This window comes from Candidatus Tisiphia endosymbiont of Parasteatoda lunata, assembly GCF_964030955.1.
Classification (GTDB): domain Bacteria; phylum Pseudomonadota; class Alphaproteobacteria; order Rickettsiales; family Rickettsiaceae; genus Tisiphia.
Genome location: NZ_OZ035003.1, coordinates 1,244,245 through 1,260,555, shown reverse-complemented (window position 1 = coordinate 1,260,555; position 16,311 = coordinate 1,244,245). Strand labels below are relative to the sequence as shown.

At 33.1% G+C, this 16,311-nt stretch carries 18 protein-coding genes; 9 read left to right on the top strand and 9 right to left on the bottom strand.

Annotated elements, in window-relative coordinates:
- Positions 1–86: 86 nt before the first annotated feature.
- A complete protein-coding gene (gene rpsD / locus AAHN00_RS07845; protein WP_342270928.1) occupies positions 87–704 on the top strand; it encodes a 30S ribosomal protein S4 in 618 nt (205 codons plus the stop codon).
- Positions 705–1,325: 621 nt separating this feature from the next.
- Here rpsD and AAHN00_RS07840 read toward each other — a convergent pair.
- Complete coding sequence (locus tag AAHN00_RS07840) at positions 1,326–1,871, bottom strand: hypothetical protein (RefSeq protein WP_342270927.1); 546 nt, start codon at positions 1,869–1,871, stop codon at positions 1,326–1,328.
- A 100-nt stretch (positions 1,872–1,971) separates the two neighbouring features.
- Positions 1,972–2,679 carry an IS6 family transposase gene (locus tag AAHN00_RS07835; protein WP_342270905.1) on the bottom strand — a complete coding sequence of 236 codons (708 nt, stop codon included), beginning with the start codon at positions 2,677–2,679 and terminating at the stop codon, positions 1,972–1,974.
- Between the two features lie 999 nt (positions 2,680–3,678).
- On the opposite strand from AAHN00_RS07835, the gene AAHN00_RS07825 reads away from it, so the two are divergent.
- The 7 genes from AAHN00_RS07825 to AAHN00_RS07790 all read left to right on the top strand — a co-directional run bounded on the left by AAHN00_RS07825 (position 3,679) and on the right by AAHN00_RS07790 (position 10,214).
- Positions 3,679–4,386, top strand: a complete 708-nt coding sequence (locus AAHN00_RS07825; RefSeq protein WP_342270905.1) for an IS6 family transposase — start codon at positions 3,679–3,681, stop codon at positions 4,384–4,386.
- A 79-nt stretch (positions 4,387–4,465) separates the two neighbouring features.
- Positions 4,466–4,891, top strand: a complete 426-nt coding sequence (gene tnpA, locus AAHN00_RS07820; RefSeq protein WP_342270926.1) for an IS200/IS605 family transposase — start codon at positions 4,466–4,468, stop codon at positions 4,889–4,891.
- A 115-nt stretch (positions 4,892–5,006) separates the two neighbouring features.
- Positions 5,007–6,074, top strand: coding sequence for an FtsH protease activity modulator HflK (gene hflK, locus AAHN00_RS07815; protein WP_342270925.1), 1,068 nt, complete (start codon positions 5,007–5,009; stop codon positions 6,072–6,074).
- A 6-nt stretch (positions 6,075–6,080) separates the two neighbouring features.
- The gene (locus AAHN00_RS07810) at positions 6,081–6,938 is read left to right on the top strand and encodes a protease modulator HflC (RefSeq protein WP_342270924.1); all 858 of its coding nucleotides are present in this window, start codon (positions 6,081–6,083) and stop codon (positions 6,936–6,938) included.
- Positions 6,939–6,983: 45 nt separating this feature from the next.
- Entirely contained in the window at positions 6,984–8,540 is a 1,557-nt protein-coding gene (locus AAHN00_RS07805; protein ID WP_342270923.1) for a Do family serine endopeptidase, read from the top strand.
- Between the two features lie 16 nt (positions 8,541–8,556).
- Complete coding sequence (locus tag AAHN00_RS07800) at positions 8,557–9,312, top strand: rhodanese-like domain-containing protein (RefSeq protein WP_342270922.1); 756 nt, start codon at positions 8,557–8,559, stop codon at positions 9,310–9,312.
- Positions 9,313–9,506: 194 nt separating this feature from the next.
- Positions 9,507–10,214, top strand: coding sequence for an IS6 family transposase (locus tag AAHN00_RS07790; RefSeq protein ID WP_342270905.1), 708 nt, complete (start codon positions 9,507–9,509; stop codon positions 10,212–10,214).
- Between the two features lie 51 nt (positions 10,215–10,265).
- Here AAHN00_RS07790 and AAHN00_RS07785 read toward each other — a convergent pair whose 3' ends face one another.
- Genes AAHN00_RS07785 through AAHN00_RS07760 form a run of 6 tightly spaced genes read right to left on the bottom strand, consistent with a single transcriptional unit; the run spans position 10,266 to position 13,680 of the window.
- Entirely contained in the window at positions 10,266–11,480 is a 1,215-nt protein-coding gene (locus AAHN00_RS07785) for an IS256 family transposase (RefSeq protein WP_342270921.1), read from the bottom strand.
- Positions 11,481–11,538: 58 nt separating this feature from the next.
- Positions 11,539–12,066 carry a hypothetical protein gene (locus AAHN00_RS07780; RefSeq protein WP_342270920.1) on the bottom strand — a complete coding sequence of 176 codons (528 nt, stop codon included), beginning with the start codon at positions 12,064–12,066 and terminating at the stop codon, positions 11,539–11,541.
- Between the two features lie 41 nt (positions 12,067–12,107).
- Entirely contained in the window at positions 12,108–12,302 is a 195-nt protein-coding gene (locus AAHN00_RS07775) for a hypothetical protein (protein WP_342270919.1), read from the bottom strand.
- A 36-nt stretch (positions 12,303–12,338) separates the two neighbouring features.
- Positions 12,339–12,752: a hypothetical protein gene (locus AAHN00_RS07770; RefSeq protein ID WP_342270918.1), complete on the bottom strand. Its 414-nt coding sequence runs from the start codon at positions 12,750–12,752 to the stop codon at positions 12,339–12,341.
- Between the two features lie 36 nt (positions 12,753–12,788).
- A complete protein-coding gene (locus AAHN00_RS07765; RefSeq protein WP_342270917.1) occupies positions 12,789–12,920 on the bottom strand; it encodes a hypothetical protein in 132 nt (43 codons plus the stop codon).
- Positions 12,921–12,957: 37 nt separating this feature from the next.
- A complete protein-coding gene (locus tag AAHN00_RS07760; RefSeq protein ID WP_342270916.1) occupies positions 12,958–13,680 on the bottom strand; it encodes an alpha/beta hydrolase in 723 nt (240 codons plus the stop codon).
- A 180-nt stretch (positions 13,681–13,860) separates the two neighbouring features.
- On the opposite strand from AAHN00_RS07760, the gene AAHN00_RS07755 reads away from it, so the two are divergent.
- On the top strand, positions 13,861–15,009 hold the full coding sequence (locus tag AAHN00_RS07755; RefSeq protein ID WP_342270915.1) for an IS256 family transposase: 1,149 nt from the start codon (positions 13,861–13,863) through the stop codon (positions 15,007–15,009).
- Here AAHN00_RS07755 and AAHN00_RS07750 read toward each other — a convergent pair.
- The gene (locus AAHN00_RS07750; protein WP_342270914.1) at positions 14,978–16,240 is read right to left on the bottom strand and encodes an IS256 family transposase; all 1,263 of its coding nucleotides are present in this window, start codon (positions 16,238–16,240) and stop codon (positions 14,978–14,980) included. The genes AAHN00_RS07755 and AAHN00_RS07750 overlap by 32 nt on opposite strands.
- Between the last annotated feature and the right edge of the window lie 71 nt (positions 16,241–16,311).

The window sequence follows — 16,311 nt, the reverse complement described above, 5'->3', positions numbered from 1 at the left end:
TCCATGATATTTTCAAAGCAGAAGAGTATACTTAAATTAACGTCATAATGACGTCAGTATGATATCAAAATTATGAGACATAGAGCGTGACAAAAATTATTAATTCTAAATATAAGGCTAGCAGAAGACTTGGTGTGAGCCTGTGGGGCGATAGTAAAGATGCCTTCAATACAAGAAATTATCGTCCTGGTCAACATGGTCAGAATAGTATGGTTAAAACTTCTGATTATGGTCTACATTTGAAGGTTAAACAAAAACTTAAATGCCATTATGGTAGAATTAACGAGAAGCAATTTAGAAATACTTTTACTCTCGCACAAAAAATGAAAGGCAATACGGGTGAAAATTTTATAGCCCTATTGGAAAGAAGGCTTGACGCTGTTATATACAGAATGAATATTGCACCAACGATTTTTGCTGCAAGACAATTTGTTACCCATGGTCACATTAAAGTGAATGGTAAAAAGGTTAATATCCCAAGTATAAGACTAAAAGAAGGAGATGTCATCGAGCTAAAGGAATCAGCAAAACAAATCCCTGTAATACTCGAGACAGCTAGCAAACAAGGAAACATTGTACCAAGCTATTTAACTTTTGATTCCAATTCATTGTCGGGTCAGTTTGTCAGAATCCCAGTAATTTCTGATGTTCCGTACCCATTTGAACTAGAAGTACATTTAGTAGTTGAACTCTATTCAAGATAATTAAGAGACTAAATAGTCTCCCCGTCAAAAGTGCTAAAAATTAAGAAAAATTCAAAATTTAATACCTTAGCCAAAAATTCTTGTATAAAATTTGAGAGTTTAATTTTTTTGATTTAAATTTTTGGTACAAAAAGATGATTTTTAGAGAATTTTTGCATGATGATTTATTAACGATTTTGTAATTATTTGATTATTTTTTTACTGACTAATTTCTATGTAGAAAAATTTGTTTTGAGTAAATGATTCGCAATACACCGTAAGTTCAATCCTACAGCGGAAATTAACGGATTAATGACATCTCCTATTACCCCTTTCAGGTAGTTTCTGCCAACTCTACCATAACTTGTCGCTCCGCCAAAACTCTACAAGCCTTATAGACAAAGGGGTTTTAAGGCAAAAAGTAATAGTAAAATCCATAAGAAAATGAAGGGTTTTATATCAAAAGCTTATGGAAATACAAAAAAATGGTAACGAGCAAATTGAGTATGTTTTGGGAAATAGGGTGTTTTTGATACAAAAACTTGAAATTAGCTCTCGAAATCATAATAATTTAGTCTAAAATCATACAATTTTTGGAAATTAGTGCCACAAGTAGTATTTTTTTGAGTTTTGGCGGACGGACTAACTTTTAAGATGCCCTATTATCGGTTCTATGGCACTCCGTCTCTTGAGCATTGCCTTATCATCTGACGATAGTTTCTTCTTGCAATATGGGCTATACACTTTGCCCTTCTCCTTAAAATTATTCCCCTTGTAACCTGAGTCAACAAAGGTTCTTGCTACTTCAACTCCTGTTAATTCTTTTACAATCTCTACAGTCTCCGATAATGTATGCCCATCATATGGATTGCCATGAAAAGATTTTGTCCCTAATACAAAGTTACCCCGACCACTTACTGCTATCGAAACCTTATTACCAAACTCGTATGGCTTGTTTAATTTCCCTTTACCAATGCACTCTACCTCCGGTGCATGAAAACTATATAATATTTTATTCTCTTCTTTATATTGTTCTTTTTCTGCTTTACTCAATATAGATTGTACTTGTATCTTTTTTATCTTATTCAGTATTTCTTGTTGTCTTGCCGATAAACTTAACTTTGCTTTAGCTATTTCTCGCTGACATATCCTAACTAAACGACCCAGTAATACTTTTAAATGCCTCATTATTTTCTTACGCTTCTTGGCTTTACTATTATCCTTATATGGTTTTGTCGCATCTATAAATCATACTACATCAAGATTGTTAAAACTAAGGTTTTGGACATTATGATGCCATTAACATAGCAAAATTCTCAAAAGTAGAAAGATTATCATTAGCTCCAATTATTTGTCTTTTTTGCATCATACGAATATTTTCTATACCGGTAATAGTCATTTCTGCAGAATGAAAACTCTTAAAACCAAGCATTGGCTTTGTACGTTTTTTGATAAACCTATGATCTTGTTCTACAAGATTATTCAGGTATTTGGTCTGAATAACCTTAATTTTATAATCTTTAGGAACTTCTGTATTCAAATCATTAAGAGCAGCCGTATTACTACCGCTTTTATCAATTACTACTTTCTCAGGAAAATTATTCTCTCTAAAGGCTTTACGAAAAAATGCAAGTGCTGCAGGCTTGTCTCTATGCTTACGTAGCAGAAAGTCTACAGTATTACCAAGACTATCTAGTGCTCTATATAAATAAACCCATTTACCGTTTAATTTAATATAAGTCTCATCCATTCTCCAACTACTACCAACTGGCTTCTTTCTTTTTCTAACCACCTGATCTATCAATGGTACAAATTTTATAACCCATCTTTGTAATGTAGAGTGATCAATTTTTGCTCCCCTTATACTCATCATTTCTTCCAAATCTCGATAACTTAAAGAAAATCGGCATTTCATATAGACAAATAACATTATTATTTCTGGTGAAGAACAAAATCCTTTGAAATATGATAATAATCTTGCAGTAATACGAAACATCTTAACATCTTTTTTAGATCATTATATCAATCTTTTTTCTATTGTCCAACATATGCGACAGAACCACTTAAAAGTTAGTACATACATTAGGCATTCATGCCGTAATATTAAGCTCTGCACTTGCAGTGCAGAGTGGTTAACTTTATACTAAATCTAAAGACCAAGCCTTGATGGTCTCACTAGTCAAACTAGTGGCTTACCTATCATTGAGTTAGCACTAATATCTTATAAAAGAAATTTAGTATATAATTATATCTTGTATATCTAACCGCGTCAAGGCTCGTTACTAAAAAATCAACACCTGTATTATATAACATTTCTAGCATCTGAGGCTTATGAAAATATAGAAGTACTAGAACTACATGGACCTACTACTAGATTAATGCTAAAATTACTCCTGAATCTGAATTCGATGTAACTTGTTACATCGAATTCAGGTTAGTATAGGTATAGTCAATTGATGAGAAGTTGGTGACGTCGTCACTCGTCGCTCGCCTATTACATATAGGCGTCGCTCCATCGCTCCTAGCACCAAATCCTCCTGAATTGACTATATTTGTAAACTTTCAACAGTTGTGTACCGGAGCGTACAACTAGTCATATCTTTACCCACATCTTTTTAAATAGGTTATACATATCAGGTTTTAATATCAAAGATGTATTTTAAAGCCTAATAAGTATGCCACTTTTAAAAGATGTGGGTAAAGATATGACAACTAGTACGTGAGGAGCGGAGATCATGAAATACGATGATGTGATGATTAGTTTTCGGAAATGGTATTAGATGGTTAATTTTTATTAGAGAGTCAAACGCTGTTTACAATTTATAGTTACGACCTAATAGGTATTTTAAAGATATATTAATTAATTCGTTTGCTATATCATTCATATTAAGATGCATAGCAAGTGGTACAAAATAACATAAAGTTTCATTGGTTCTGTCGCATATGTTGGACAATAGAAAAAAGATTGATATAATGATCTAAAAAAGATGTTAAGATGTTTCGTATTACTGCAAGATTATTATCATATTTCAAAGGATTTTGTTCTTCACCAGAAATAATAATGTTATTTGTCTATATGAAATGCCGATTTTCTTTAAGTTATCGAGATTTGGAAGAAATGATGAGTATAAGGGGAGCAAAAATTGATCACTCTACATTACAAAGATGGGTTATAAAATTTGTACCATTGATAGATCAGGTGGTTAGAAAAAGAAAGAAGCCAGTTGGTAGTAGTTGGAGAATGGATGAGACTTATATTAAATTAAACGGTAAATGGGTTTATTTATATAGAGCACTAGATAGTCTTGGTAATACTGTAGACTTTCTGCTACGTAAGCATAGAGACAAGCCTGCAGCACTTGCATTTTTTCGTAAAGCCTTTAGAGAGAATAATTTTCCTGAGAAAGTAGTAATTGATAAAAGCGGTAGTAATACGGCTGCTCTTAATGATTTGAATACAGAAGTTCCTAAAGATTATAAAATTAAGGTTATTCAGACCAAATACTTGAATAATCTTGTAGAACAAGATCATAGGTTTATCAAAAAACGTACAAAGCCAATGCTTGGTTTTAAGAGTTTTCATTCTGCAGAAATGACTATTACCGGTATAGAAAATATTCGTATGATGCAAAAAAGACAAATAATTGGAGCTAATGATAATCTTTCTACTTTTGAGAATTTTGCTATGTTAATGGCATCATAATGTCCAAAACCTTAGTTTTAACAATCTTGATGTAGTATGATTTATAGATGCGACAAAACCCTTTTAAGTTAGTACATACATGAGGCATTCATGCCGTAATATTAAGCTCTGCACTTGCAGTGCAGAGTGGTTAACTCCAAAGTGTCGTAAAAAAGAATTGTACGGGAAGGTTAGAAAATATCTTGGGAACGTATTCCATGAGTTAGCTTTTCAACGTGGGAGCAAGATCATAGAGGGGCATATGGTACAAGATCATGTGCATATGCTCATCAAGATTCCTCCTAAATATTCTGTAGCTGAAGTAATAGGCTATATCAAGGGGAAAAGTGCTATAGCCGTTGCTAGGCAGTTTAGTAGACGAAAACGTAATTTTAATGGAGAAAAGTTGTGGGCTAGAGGTTATGCGGTCTCAACTGTAGGATTTGAAGAGAATCAGATCAAACACTACATTAAGAATCAAGAGCAACTTGATAGTTTAGGCTCTGACGAATCAGGAGAATTTTAATTAACAATGGCAGCCCTTTGGGCTGCTCATAACCGTCAAGCCCCTCGCTTTGCGAGGGCGTTCTGACTATATTTAGTGATATAATATACAAATTAACAAAAAGCAATAGTAGAAAATGTTTAATCGAATATATACTCAGGTTCTAAGAAAATCCCCTTGGGAAGATTCTGAAGAGGAAGAAAAAAGTGAATATAATATATTTACTAGGCCAAGGAAAAAAAATAAGTTTAACCTTAATGATTTCTATAATAAGTTTGGCTTCAACAATAACATAATGGTGTTAGTTTTGTTGTCGTTAGTTGCTGTTTGGTTTGCCTCCGGAGTTTATGAAGTTAAGGAAGGAGAAGAAGCTGCAGTAATGAGGTTTGGTAAGTTTGTTCGTAAAGGATTCCCTGGTTTGAATTATCACCTTCCATTACCGTTTGAACAGGTAGTAGTTGAGAAGGTAAACCAGTCTCGTAGAATTGAGATCGGCTATAGATCAACAAGTAGCCTTAGGTCTAATGTGGACAACACCAAAGCTGTGGCTGCTGAAAGTACTATGCTTACTGGCGATGAGAATATTGTTGCACTAAATTGTGATATAATGTGGCATATTACTGATTTAGAAAAATATATTTTTAATATTGTTAATCCAGAAGATTCTGTAAAAACAGCTGCTGAAAGTGCTATAAGAGAAGTTATAGGCAATACTCCTATCTCTTCGATATTATCAGACCAAAAACAAGAAATCACTAATAAGATTGAAGCTTTAACACAGAAAATCCTTGATCATTATAATGCTGGTGTTGGTATTGAGAAAGTGCAGTTACTAAAAGCTGAGCCGCCAGCTGAAGTAATTGATGCTTATAGGGATGTACAAACTTCTAAAGCCGATAAAGAACGTGAGATAAATCAAGCACAATCCTATAATAATGATATTTTACCTAAAGCTAGAGGGCAGGCAGCTAAAATTGTCCAAGAAGCAGAAGGTTACAGACAAGAGGTTATCTCAAGAGCTGAAGGAGACAGCAAAAGGTTTGCTGCTGTATATACACAATATGTTGCTAATAAGTTAATAACTAAGGATCGCCTTTACTTAGAAGCTATAGAAAATATTCTAATGGATACCAGCAAAGTTATTATGGGTACTAATGGCGTTTTGCCGCATATGGCAATTCAGCAAAATAAAATTAAGGAGTAGTGCTGGATGAAGACAATTTATTATATAAGTTTCGTAGTTTTTGGATTATTATTATCAGTTACCAGTGCTTTATTTACTGTTGATCAACGCCATTCCGCTGTGGTATTTCAATTTGGTGAAGCAATGAGAACCATTGAAAGTCCAGGATTAAATATAAAGATTCCATTTATTCAGAATGTTGAATTTTTTGATAAACGTATCTTAAATGTAGAGGCGGAAGCAAAAGAGCTAACTGCTTCTGATGGAAAAAGGGTAATCGTAGATGCTTTTGCCAAATTTCGTATTGTTGATCCTGTGATGTTTTACAAAACTGTACATAACTACCAAGGTGTTAAAATTAGACTTAATAAAAACCTAGAATCTTCAATGAGAAAGGTTATAGGTAGATTACCTTTGACTAGTCTTCTTACAAGTGCAAGGTCTGACATAATGTCAAATATCTTAAATCAGGTTAATGAGGAAGCAAAGAATTTTGGACTTGATGTAATTGACGTTAGAATCTTAAGAGCTGATTTACCGAAAGAGAATAGTGCAGCAATTTATCGTAGCATGCAAACTGCTCGTGAAAAAGAAGCTACCCAAATAAGAGCTGAAGGACAAGAAGAAGGGGCTCGTATAAGATCAAGAGCTGACAAAGAAAGTAAAATATTACTTGCTGAAGCTTATATGCAATCTCAAATCATAAAAGGTGATGGTGACATGGAGGCAGCTAAGATATATAATCTTGCTTATTCTGTTGATCCAGAATTCTATAAATTTTATAGATCCTTGGAAGTATATAAAAATACTTTAAAGAAAGATGATACTTCTTTTGTGTTGTCTCCGGAAGCAGGGCTATTTAAATATCTAAATTTGGGTAAATAGAATGACATTGAGAGAGTAAAAATGATTAGTAATTGGGTAGATGATATGGTCCAAAATATTTGTAAGTTTAACAATTTACTAAGGTATTTAATTGTCACTTTTCTGATGACTATGTGGTTGGCATCTTCTGTTTTTGCTGAAAATATCCAGCCAAGCAAAATTACTCCTGAGGAATCTAATAATTTACAGTCAGTGCCAATAAAGATACCTGAATCCCATAATTATAGTTTTGCAGACATTGTTGAGCCACTTATTCCAGCTGTGGTAAATGTGTATACAGTACAATATAACCAAAAATTAGAGGATTCTCATAAAAAATCTTTTGAGCGTTTTCCATTCGATCATTTTAATGAACTTTTGGAGCGTTTTAATCTACCTTTTGATTTTGATGAGATGTATTCAAATCCTAAATCTGTTCCCCTTGGCTCTGGTTTTATTATAGATCCTACAGGTTTTATTGTTACCAACCATCATGTAGTTGCAAATGCAGATGAGATTCACATAAAATTAACGGATAATAGGGAGCTATCAGCCAAATTGGTAGGTAGTGACAAAAAAACTGATCTTGCTCTTTTAAAAATTGAGATCGAAACTCCTTTGCCTTTTGTAAAATTCGGTGATTCCAGTAAAGCTAGGGTAGGAGATCAGGTTATTGCTATTGGTAATCCTTTTGGTAGACTTGGAGGAACAGTAACTGCTGGTATTATATCTTCAAAGGGACGTGATATTGATAACACTAACGGTATAGTAGATGATTTTATACAGACTGATACGGCTATTAATAATGGTAATTCCGGTGGTCCAATGTTCAATATTAATGGTGAAGTTATAGGAGTCAATACAGCAATATTTTCACCTTCTGGGACTAGTATTGGTATTGGATTTGCTATTCCATCTAATACTGCTAAATCAATTATTGACCAGCTAAGGCAAAATGGAAAAATTAATCGCGGTAGGCTTGGGGTAGTAATTCAAGAAGTAACTAATGAAATAGCTGAAGGGTTTGAGTTAAAAGAAGCTTCGGGAGCGTTAGTAGTGGAAGTACAAAAAGATGGTCCAGCTGATAAATTTGGTATAAAACCTGGGGATGTAATAATAGAATTTGCTGGACAACCGGTAAAAAATTCTAGGAGGCTGCAGATAATGGTTGCTGAAACTACCGTCGATCAAGAGGTAAAAATTATCGTTGTACGAAATGGCAAAAATCAAGAATTAAGTGGCAAGATTAGTAGTGAAGAAGATATAGAGCCTAAAAAAGTAAACGACAAGGTAAGCGATAAAACTTCTGATAATAAATTTTCTGTTGTAAAAAATAATGTTACTTTTAGTAATTTAACAGATAACCTTAAACGAAAATTTGCTATTAAAAGTAAAGTTGAGGGCATTATTGTAACTGATATCGCAAAAGATGAAAAAAATTATGGTTTTAAAATTGGTGATTTAGTAATAGCGAGCAATCAACAACCTATAGCTTCTATAGATCAATTAAATATATTGTATGACAATGCCCAATCTATTAAAAAGCAAAATATAATCTTGTTGGTACAGAGACGGGGTGTTTCTATGTTTATAGCCTTGCCAGTTACCAAATCTGAAAATTAGTAGTAATGAAGTCAGTATGGATAATGATAAAATAGCAGTATTAAGTTTTTATAGTTTTACTAACCTAGAAAACCTTGAGATTTTGCTGCCAAAGATTTTACTTATTGGTAAAAAAAGAAGAATTAGGGGTACTATTCTTTTAGCTCTAGAAGGATTTAATGGTTCAATTTCTGGGACAAAAGAAGAGGTAAATTTTTTAATAGATGAAATTATAAAACTTACATCTGCGGAAGATGTAAATATTAAAATAAATTATTGTGATATCCATCCCTTTCAAAAATTAAAAGTAAAGCTGAAAAAAGAAATTATTGCTATGACAGTTGGGTATCTTGATATTGCAAATCTTAAAGGAGAGTATATTGAACCAAAGGACTGGGACAAGTTTATTAGCCAAAATAGTGTGGTATTAGTAGACACTAGAAATGACTATGAAGTTTGTGTAGGTACTTTTAAAGGGGCTATAGATCCGAAGACAGAAACGTTTAAGCAATTTCCCAAATGGGTAGAGCAGAATAAAGAATTACTTGCTGGAAAAAAAGTAGCAATGTTTTGTACTGGTGGGATTAGATGCGAGAAATCAACAGCCTATTTGAAGAAACTGGGTTTTAATGATGTGTACCATCTTAAAGGCGGTATTTTACAATATTTAGAAGTGACCCATAATCGTAATAGGTTATGGCAAGGAGAATGTTTTGTATTTGACGACAGAAGAGCTGTGGCAAGTGACTTGTCACCAGCTGAAGGACATTGGTTGGAACGTGGTGATCAATAGATATCTTTGGCAAACTCTACTTCTGTTGGTAATTTATTCATGCTCCCGGTACTCTGCTCCTCACACACATTTGAGTACGCTGCAGGTCGAGGTTTCGTGGCTTCTTTAAATTCTTCAGCATAAGCGAGTGGTTCTGTCGCATATGTTGGACAATAGAAAAAAGATTGATATAATGATCTAAAAAAGATGTTAAGATGTTTCGTATTACTGCAAGATTATTATCATATTTCAAAGGATTTTGTTCTTCACCAGAAATAATAATGTTATTTGTCTATATGAAATGCCGATTTTCTTTAAGTTATCGAGATTTGGAAGAAATGATGAGTATAAGGGGAGCAAAAATTGATCACTCTACATTACAAAGATGGGTTATAAAATTTGTACCATTGATAGATCAGGTGGTTAGAAAAAGAAAGAAGCCAGTTGGTAGTAGTTGGAGAATGGATGAGACTTATATTAAATTAAACGGTAAATGGGTTTATTTATATAGAGCACTAGATAGTCTTGGTAATACTGTAGACTTTCTGCTACGTAAGCATAGAGACAAGCCTGCAGCACTTGCATTTTTTCGTAAAGCCTTTAGAGAGAATAATTTTCCTGAGAAAGTAGTAATTGATAAAAGCGGTAGTAATACGGCTGCTCTTAATGATTTGAATACAGAAGTTCCTAAAGATTATAAAATTAAGGTTATTCAGACCAAATACCTGAATAATCTTGTAGAACAAGATCATAGGTTTATCAAAAAACGTACAAAGCCAATGCTTGGTTTTAAGAGTTTTCATTCTGCAGAAATGACTATTACCGGTATAGAAAATATTCGTATGATGCAAAAAAGACAAATAATTGGAGCTAATGATAATCTTTCTACTTTTGAGAATTTTGCTATGTTAATGGCATCATAATGTCCAAAACCTTGAGCCTTTCTAATTAAGTGTGTAAATTTTTCATAGGGCTTAAATTCTACCTTCAAATTTTATCAAAAAGTGAGCCATAGCTGCGTTCCAGTTTGGAATCGGCATAACCCATTTCTTGGTCATATAATCAATTGCCAAATACAAGGTCTTAAAAACGGCATTATCATTTGGAAAAACCCGTTTATTCTTAGTAACCTTACGTAATTGGCTATTGACAGATTCTACACTATTAGTTGTGTATATTACTTTCCTTATCGCCTCAGGGTATCCTAGAAAAACCATTAAATTTTCCCAATGAACATACCAAGATTTAGCAATTTGTGGATACTGTTTACTCCATTTAGCTTCAAAAGATTCTAAAGCAAGATGTGCTTCTTCCTCTGTGCTAGCAGTATATATAGGCTTTAAATCAGCCGCTAATTCTTTTCGGTCTTTATATGATACATATTTTAAACTATTTCTAATCTGATGTACAATACATAATTGATGTTCGGTTTTCGGAAAAACTGCTTCTATTGCCTCAGACATACCGGTTAAATTATCACTGCAAGCAATAAGCATGTCTTGCATACCTCTGTTCTTCATCTCAGTAAAATTACCAAGCCAAAATTTCGCTCCTTCATTTTCACTGATCCACAATCCTAAAATATCCTTCCTTCCAGATAAATCAATACCTAATGCTACATATACAGACTTATTGATAATTCGTTTATCTTGACGTACTTTTACTACTAAACAGTCAAAAAATACTATAGCATATACTCGATCCAATGGTCGGCTTTGCCATATCTTGACATCCTCAATTACATCATCAGTAATTTGACTTATCAAACTTTCGCTAACGTCAGCTCCATACAATTCTTGCATTTGAATCTTAATATCAGATAAGCTCATTCCTTTAGCGTATAATGATATTATTTTATCATCAAATCCTTCAATACGTCTTTGACGCTTCGGAATTAATGCAGGTTCAAATGTACTACTTCTATCCCTTGGAACCTCAATCTCTACAACTCCATTATTTGTTACTAGATTCTTTACATTCCTACCATTACGAACATTATCACTATCAGTATGACAATATTTATCATATCCTAAATGATTATTCATCTCTGACTGCAATGCCTTCTCTACAAGCCGTTTGGTTAATTGTTTTAATAAACCATCCTCTTTAAGTAATGTTGATATATCTGTATCATTATTTATTAATAAATCTATCGCTTGATTCATTGCTTCATTTTGTTTTTGGTGCATTATAATTTCTCCTTTTGTTATATTATATTTTTATATAACCTTTGAAAAATTTACACACTTATTTGTACAGAGCCAAAACCTTAGTTTTAACAATCTTGATGTAGTATGATTTATAGATGCGACAAAACCATAATTTGTCGTAAAACCTTTCTAGTTTTTCTATAGTAATCTTTTTACCTGCTGTTACTGTCTCTTTTACAAAGTATTCAATTTTATTTTCCAAAGATTCAAGACGTTTTTCTATATCTGCAACATATTCTGTTGGATTCAAACTTGTTACACTTTTTTGAACCTTCGGCATTGAGACTTCTACCTCTTGCCATTTACCATCTTGACTCTTTTGCCATTGTTGTTCTTGAACAGTTGTTGTTACAGGTTGAGCAGGCACTTTAATTTGATAATCATGTTCGCTAGCCCACTGTAAAGCACTTTTTCCTTCAATTTCAATATTATGGTGACCTGCATAGGCTACTGGGTCTTTAATAGGAGATTTAGCAAAAGTTTCTAACCACTGACCGTTTTTAAATTCAGGAGGTACATTACTAAATTTAGCTACTGTGTCTGCTGCTCTTGCTATCTCTTTCATATTATTGAGATTTTCTTTTATGTTTTTTTTATAAAATGCTCTTAGTTCATCAAAATTATTAATTTGCTTTTCTTCAAATTTATTGTCCCACTTTGGGAGAAAAACCCCGCACTTGCAGTGCGTCGTTTCAACATAAATTTTAAATATCTTATCAAGAAAAGATAAGAATGAATCATACAGATATTTTTTAACAAAATCTTACACTTCACAGATATATTCTTTTTGTGTTGTGACACTTTCTAAATGAGCCATATACAAATAGTTTCTAACTTTTAAGTTAGTACATACATTAGGCATTCATGCCGTAATATTAAGCTCTGCACTTGCAGTGCAGAGTGGTTAACTACCTTTAATATTTCACTTACAATGTATTTAGAATGTGTAAGTTTCCGCATTTTCTTTTTATACAAATCAATATTAGAGTCTGATGGCTCTTGAGCGAGTGCTATTACACTACTAGCAAGTTCTTCACATTTTTTAGAGATTCTATCATTTACAACTTGATCTTTACCATTTGACTTTGTAAGTTTTATTGTCCCACTTTGGGAGAAAAACCCCGCACTTGCAGTGCGTCGTTTCAACATAAATTTTAAATATCTTATCAAGAAAAGATAAGAATGAATCATACAGATATTTTTTAACAAAATCTTACACTTCACAGATATATTCTTTTTGTGTTGTGACACTTTCTAAATGAGCCATACACAAATAGTTTCTAACTTTTAAGTTAGTACATACATTAGGCATTCATGCCGTAATATTAAGCTCTGCACTTGCAGTGCAGAGTGGTTAACTAAAGTTGTAAATAATTGGGTATGTAAAGATTGTTTAATTTCTTCTTGGTTTGTTGCCATAAAAATCTAACTCTTTATAATTAATTGTTAATTGCAGTTAATCTAAGAAAACTTTTTGTAGCGGTTTGTTTGCTAAATTTTCTTCAGTAAAAAAATCCTTCTTTAAATGCGTAACCTGATGATTCAATAACCTTAATTGTAAGTAATCATTAATTGCTTGGGTAAATTCACCAAGCTTGTTCCGAAAAAAATGATCGGCTCCTTGGATAATCTTATAATCGACAGTTATATGTTTTTGCTTAGATAATTTATCTACTAATTCAAGCACTGATTCTTCGGGTACAATACTATCATTGTCACCTTGTATTACAAAGCTAGAAATAGGGCATTGAGATAAGAACGAAAAATCATATTTATTCACTGGCGGAGATATCGCAATAAAATTATTAATCTCTGGTCTTCTCATGATTAGTTGCATGGCTATCCATGCTCCAAAAGAAAACCCCGCTATCAAATTTAGACTGCTAGTAGGGTTGTTAAGTTGTAGCCAGTCAAGTGCTGTTGCCGCATCAGTCATTTCGCCAATACCGTTATCAAACTCTCCCTGGGAACGTCCAACGCCCCTAAAATTAATTCTGAGTACTGTGAACCCATTAGCTACTAATGATTTATATATATTGTAAATCACTTTGTTATTCATAGTACCACCGTAAAGCGGATGTGGATGTAATAATAAAGCAAGGGGGGCTTTAGGATTACTAGATTTAGTATAAAGCCCTTCGATCCGACCGGCAGGACCATTAAAAAAAACGTTAGCCATAATTATAACATATAATATATCAATTTATATCGATCACTAAGACCAAAAAATAAAATTATAACATGCCATTTTATAGATTTCAAGATAACTATAGAGTCTGTCCTATAGTTTGTGTAAGTTGCAAAGAAAGCAGTAAGAGATTACTGTAAAAAAAGTAACTTAAGCAAGCAAGGAGGAATTATGGCTAAAAAATTAGATACAGATAAAGATACATTAGACATCAGTAATCAGCTAGTAGAAGAATTATTATCAAAAGCAGATCCATCGGAGTTATTTGGTCGAGATGGTTTATTTCAACAGCTAAAGAAGCAAATAGTTGAGAAAATATTAGCAAGTGAGTTGGATCATGAATTAGGATATTCAAAACATAGCAAGATGCCAAAAGTAGATAATAATCGTCGTAATGGTAGCTATGAGAAGACAGTAATTGATGGGGATGGTCGTAAGCTGACAGTAGAAGTACCAAGAGATCGGGAAGGAGAGTATAATCCTCAATTAATACCAAAAGGGCTGAGGAGATTTAATGGATTTGATGAGAAAGTGATATCCCTTTATGGTCGCGGTATGACAGTCAGCGAGATCCGAGGGCATTTAGAAGAAATATATCAAACTGATGTATCTGGTGACTTGATATCCACCATAACAGATGGGGTGATAGAAGAAGTAACTAGGTGGCAAAATCGTTGTTTAGATAGGGTGTATCCAATATTATACTTGGACTGTATCTATGTAAAATCTAGAGACAATCACATAGTAATAAATAAAGCAGTATATTTAGCACTTGCTGTAAATATAGAAGGGAAAAAGGAGTTACTTGGCATTTGGATAGGCAAAAATGAAGGTGCTAAATTTTGGATGCAAGTAGTTACTGAGTTAAAGAATCGAGGAATTGAACAAATTTATGTTGCTTGTGTGGATGGTTTAAAGGGCTTTCCAGAAGCTATAAGCAGTGTATTCCCGAGTACTATAGTACAATTATGTATTGTACATATGGTTCGCAATTCAGTAAAGTATGTGTCATATAAAGATTTAAAAGAGGTCACATCAGATCTAAAACAAATTTATACAGCTAATAATGACGAAATGGCACGTTTAAAACTTCAGCAATTTGGTGTAAAATGGGATAAAAAATATCCGGTAATTTCTGATATTTGGCAACGTAATTGGTCTGGGATAATACCGTTTTTTGCCTTTCCTGAAGAGATCAGAAAGGTAATTTATACTACTAACACTATAGAATCTGTAAATCGTCAAATTAGAAAAATTATCAAGAGTCAATCATTTAATTTGTGTAAGTTCATTTTTTATTTTCCAATAAATCATATTTAAAATCTCCACAAAGTATTTCAAATTGATTTAAAGCTAAAGACCAATCTTTAATAGGCATGGTCCATTTTTTGGCTGCATTTTGTAGGGATAAAAATATTATTTTTTGAATTGACTTATCATCTGGAAACACCCCCTTATTTTTGATAATTTTTCTAATTTGACGATTTACAGATTCTATAGTGTTAGTAGTATAAATTACCTTTCTGATCTCTTCAGGAAAGGCAAAAAACGGTATTATCCCAGACCAATTACGTTGCCAAATATCAGAAATTACCGGATATTTTTTATCCCATTTTACACCAAATTGCTGAAGTTTTAAACGTGCCATTTCGTCATTATTAGCTGTATAAATTTGTTTTAGATCTGATGTGACCTCTTTTAAATCTTTATATGACACATACTTTACTGAATTGCGAACCATATGTACAATACATAATTGTACTATAGTACTCGGGAATACACTGCTTATAGCTTCTGGAAAGCCCTTTAAACCATCCACACAAGCAACATAAATTTGTTCAATTCCTCGATTCTTTAACTCAGTAACTACTTGCATCCAAAATTTAGCACCTTCATTTTTGCCTATCCAAATGCCAAGTAACTCCTTTTTCCCTTCTATATTTACAGCAAGTGCTAAATATACTGCTTTATTTATTACTATGTGATTGTCTCTAGATTTTACATAGATACAGTCCAAGTATAATATTGGATACACCCTATCTAAACAACGATTTTGCCACCTAGTTACTTCTTCTATCACCCCATCTGTTATGGTGGATATCAAGTCACCAGATACATCAGTTTGATATATTTCTTCTAAATGCCCTCGGATCTCGCTGACTGTCATACCGCGACCATAAAGGGATATCACTTTCTCATCAAATCCATTAAATCTCCTCAGCCCTTTTGGTATTAATTGAGGATTATACTCTCCTTCCCGATCTCTTGGTACTTCTACTGTCAGCTTACGACCATCCCCATCAATTACTGTCTTCTCATAGCTACCATTACGACGATTATTATCTACTTTTGGCATCTTGCTATGTTTTGAATATCCTAATTCATGATCCAACTCACTTGCTAATATTTTCTCAACTATTTGCTTCTTTAGCTGTTGAAATAAACCATCTCGACCAAATAACTCCGATGGATCTGCTTTTGATAATAATTCTTCTACTAGCTGATTACTGATGTCTAATGTATCTTTATCTGTATCTAATTTTTTAGCCATAATTCCTCCTTGCTTGCTTAAGTTACTTTTTTTACAGTAATCTCTTACTGCTTTCTTTGCAACTTACACAA

What these genes read in the sequence shown, in the direction of transcription:
- AAHN00_RS07840 (WP_342270927.1), bottom strand. Translation starts at nt 1,871, where the DNA reads ATGAGGCATTTAAAAGTATTACTGGGTCGTTTAGTTAGGATATGTCAG.
- AAHN00_RS07835 (WP_342270905.1), bottom strand. Translation starts at nt 2,679, where the DNA reads ATGTTTCGTATTACTGCAAGATTATTATCATATTTCAAAGGATTTTGT.
- AAHN00_RS07825 (WP_342270905.1), top strand. Translation starts at nt 3,679, where the DNA reads ATGTTTCGTATTACTGCAAGATTATTATCATATTTCAAAGGATTTTGT.
- tnpA (WP_342270926.1), top strand. Translation starts at nt 4,466, where the DNA reads ATGAGGCATTCATGCCGTAATATTAAGCTCTGCACTTGCAGTGCAGAG.
- hflK (WP_342270925.1), top strand. Translation starts at nt 5,007, where the DNA reads ATGTTTAATCGAATATATACTCAGGTTCTAAGAAAATCCCCTTGGGAA.
- AAHN00_RS07810 (WP_342270924.1), top strand. Translation starts at nt 6,081, where the DNA reads ATGAAGACAATTTATTATATAAGTTTCGTAGTTTTTGGATTATTATTA.
- AAHN00_RS07805 (WP_342270923.1), top strand. Translation starts at nt 6,984, where the DNA reads ATGGTCCAAAATATTTGTAAGTTTAACAATTTACTAAGGTATTTAATT.
- AAHN00_RS07800 (WP_342270922.1), top strand. Translation starts at nt 8,557, where the DNA reads ATGGATAATGATAAAATAGCAGTATTAAGTTTTTATAGTTTTACTAAC.
- AAHN00_RS07790 (WP_342270905.1), top strand. Translation starts at nt 9,507, where the DNA reads ATGTTTCGTATTACTGCAAGATTATTATCATATTTCAAAGGATTTTGT.
- AAHN00_RS07785 (WP_342270921.1), bottom strand. Translation starts at nt 11,480, where the DNA reads ATGCACCAAAAACAAAATGAAGCAATGAATCAAGCGATAGATTTATTA.
- AAHN00_RS07780 (WP_342270920.1), bottom strand. Translation starts at nt 12,066, where the DNA reads ATGAAAGAGATAGCAAGAGCAGCAGACACAGTAGCTAAATTTAGTAAT.
- AAHN00_RS07765 (WP_342270917.1), bottom strand. Translation starts at nt 12,920, where the DNA reads ATGGCAACAAACCAAGAAGAAATTAAACAATCTTTACATACCCAATTA.
- AAHN00_RS07760 (WP_342270916.1), bottom strand. Translation starts at nt 13,680, where the DNA reads ATGGCTAACGTTTTTTTTAATGGTCCTGCCGGTCGGATCGAAGGGCTT.
- AAHN00_RS07755 (WP_342270915.1), top strand. Translation starts at nt 13,861, where the DNA reads ATGGCTAAAAAATTAGATACAGATAAAGATACATTAGACATCAGTAAT.
- AAHN00_RS07750 (WP_342270914.1), bottom strand. Translation starts at nt 16,240, where the DNA reads ATGGCTAAAAAATTAGATACAGATAAAGATACATTAGACATCAGTAAT.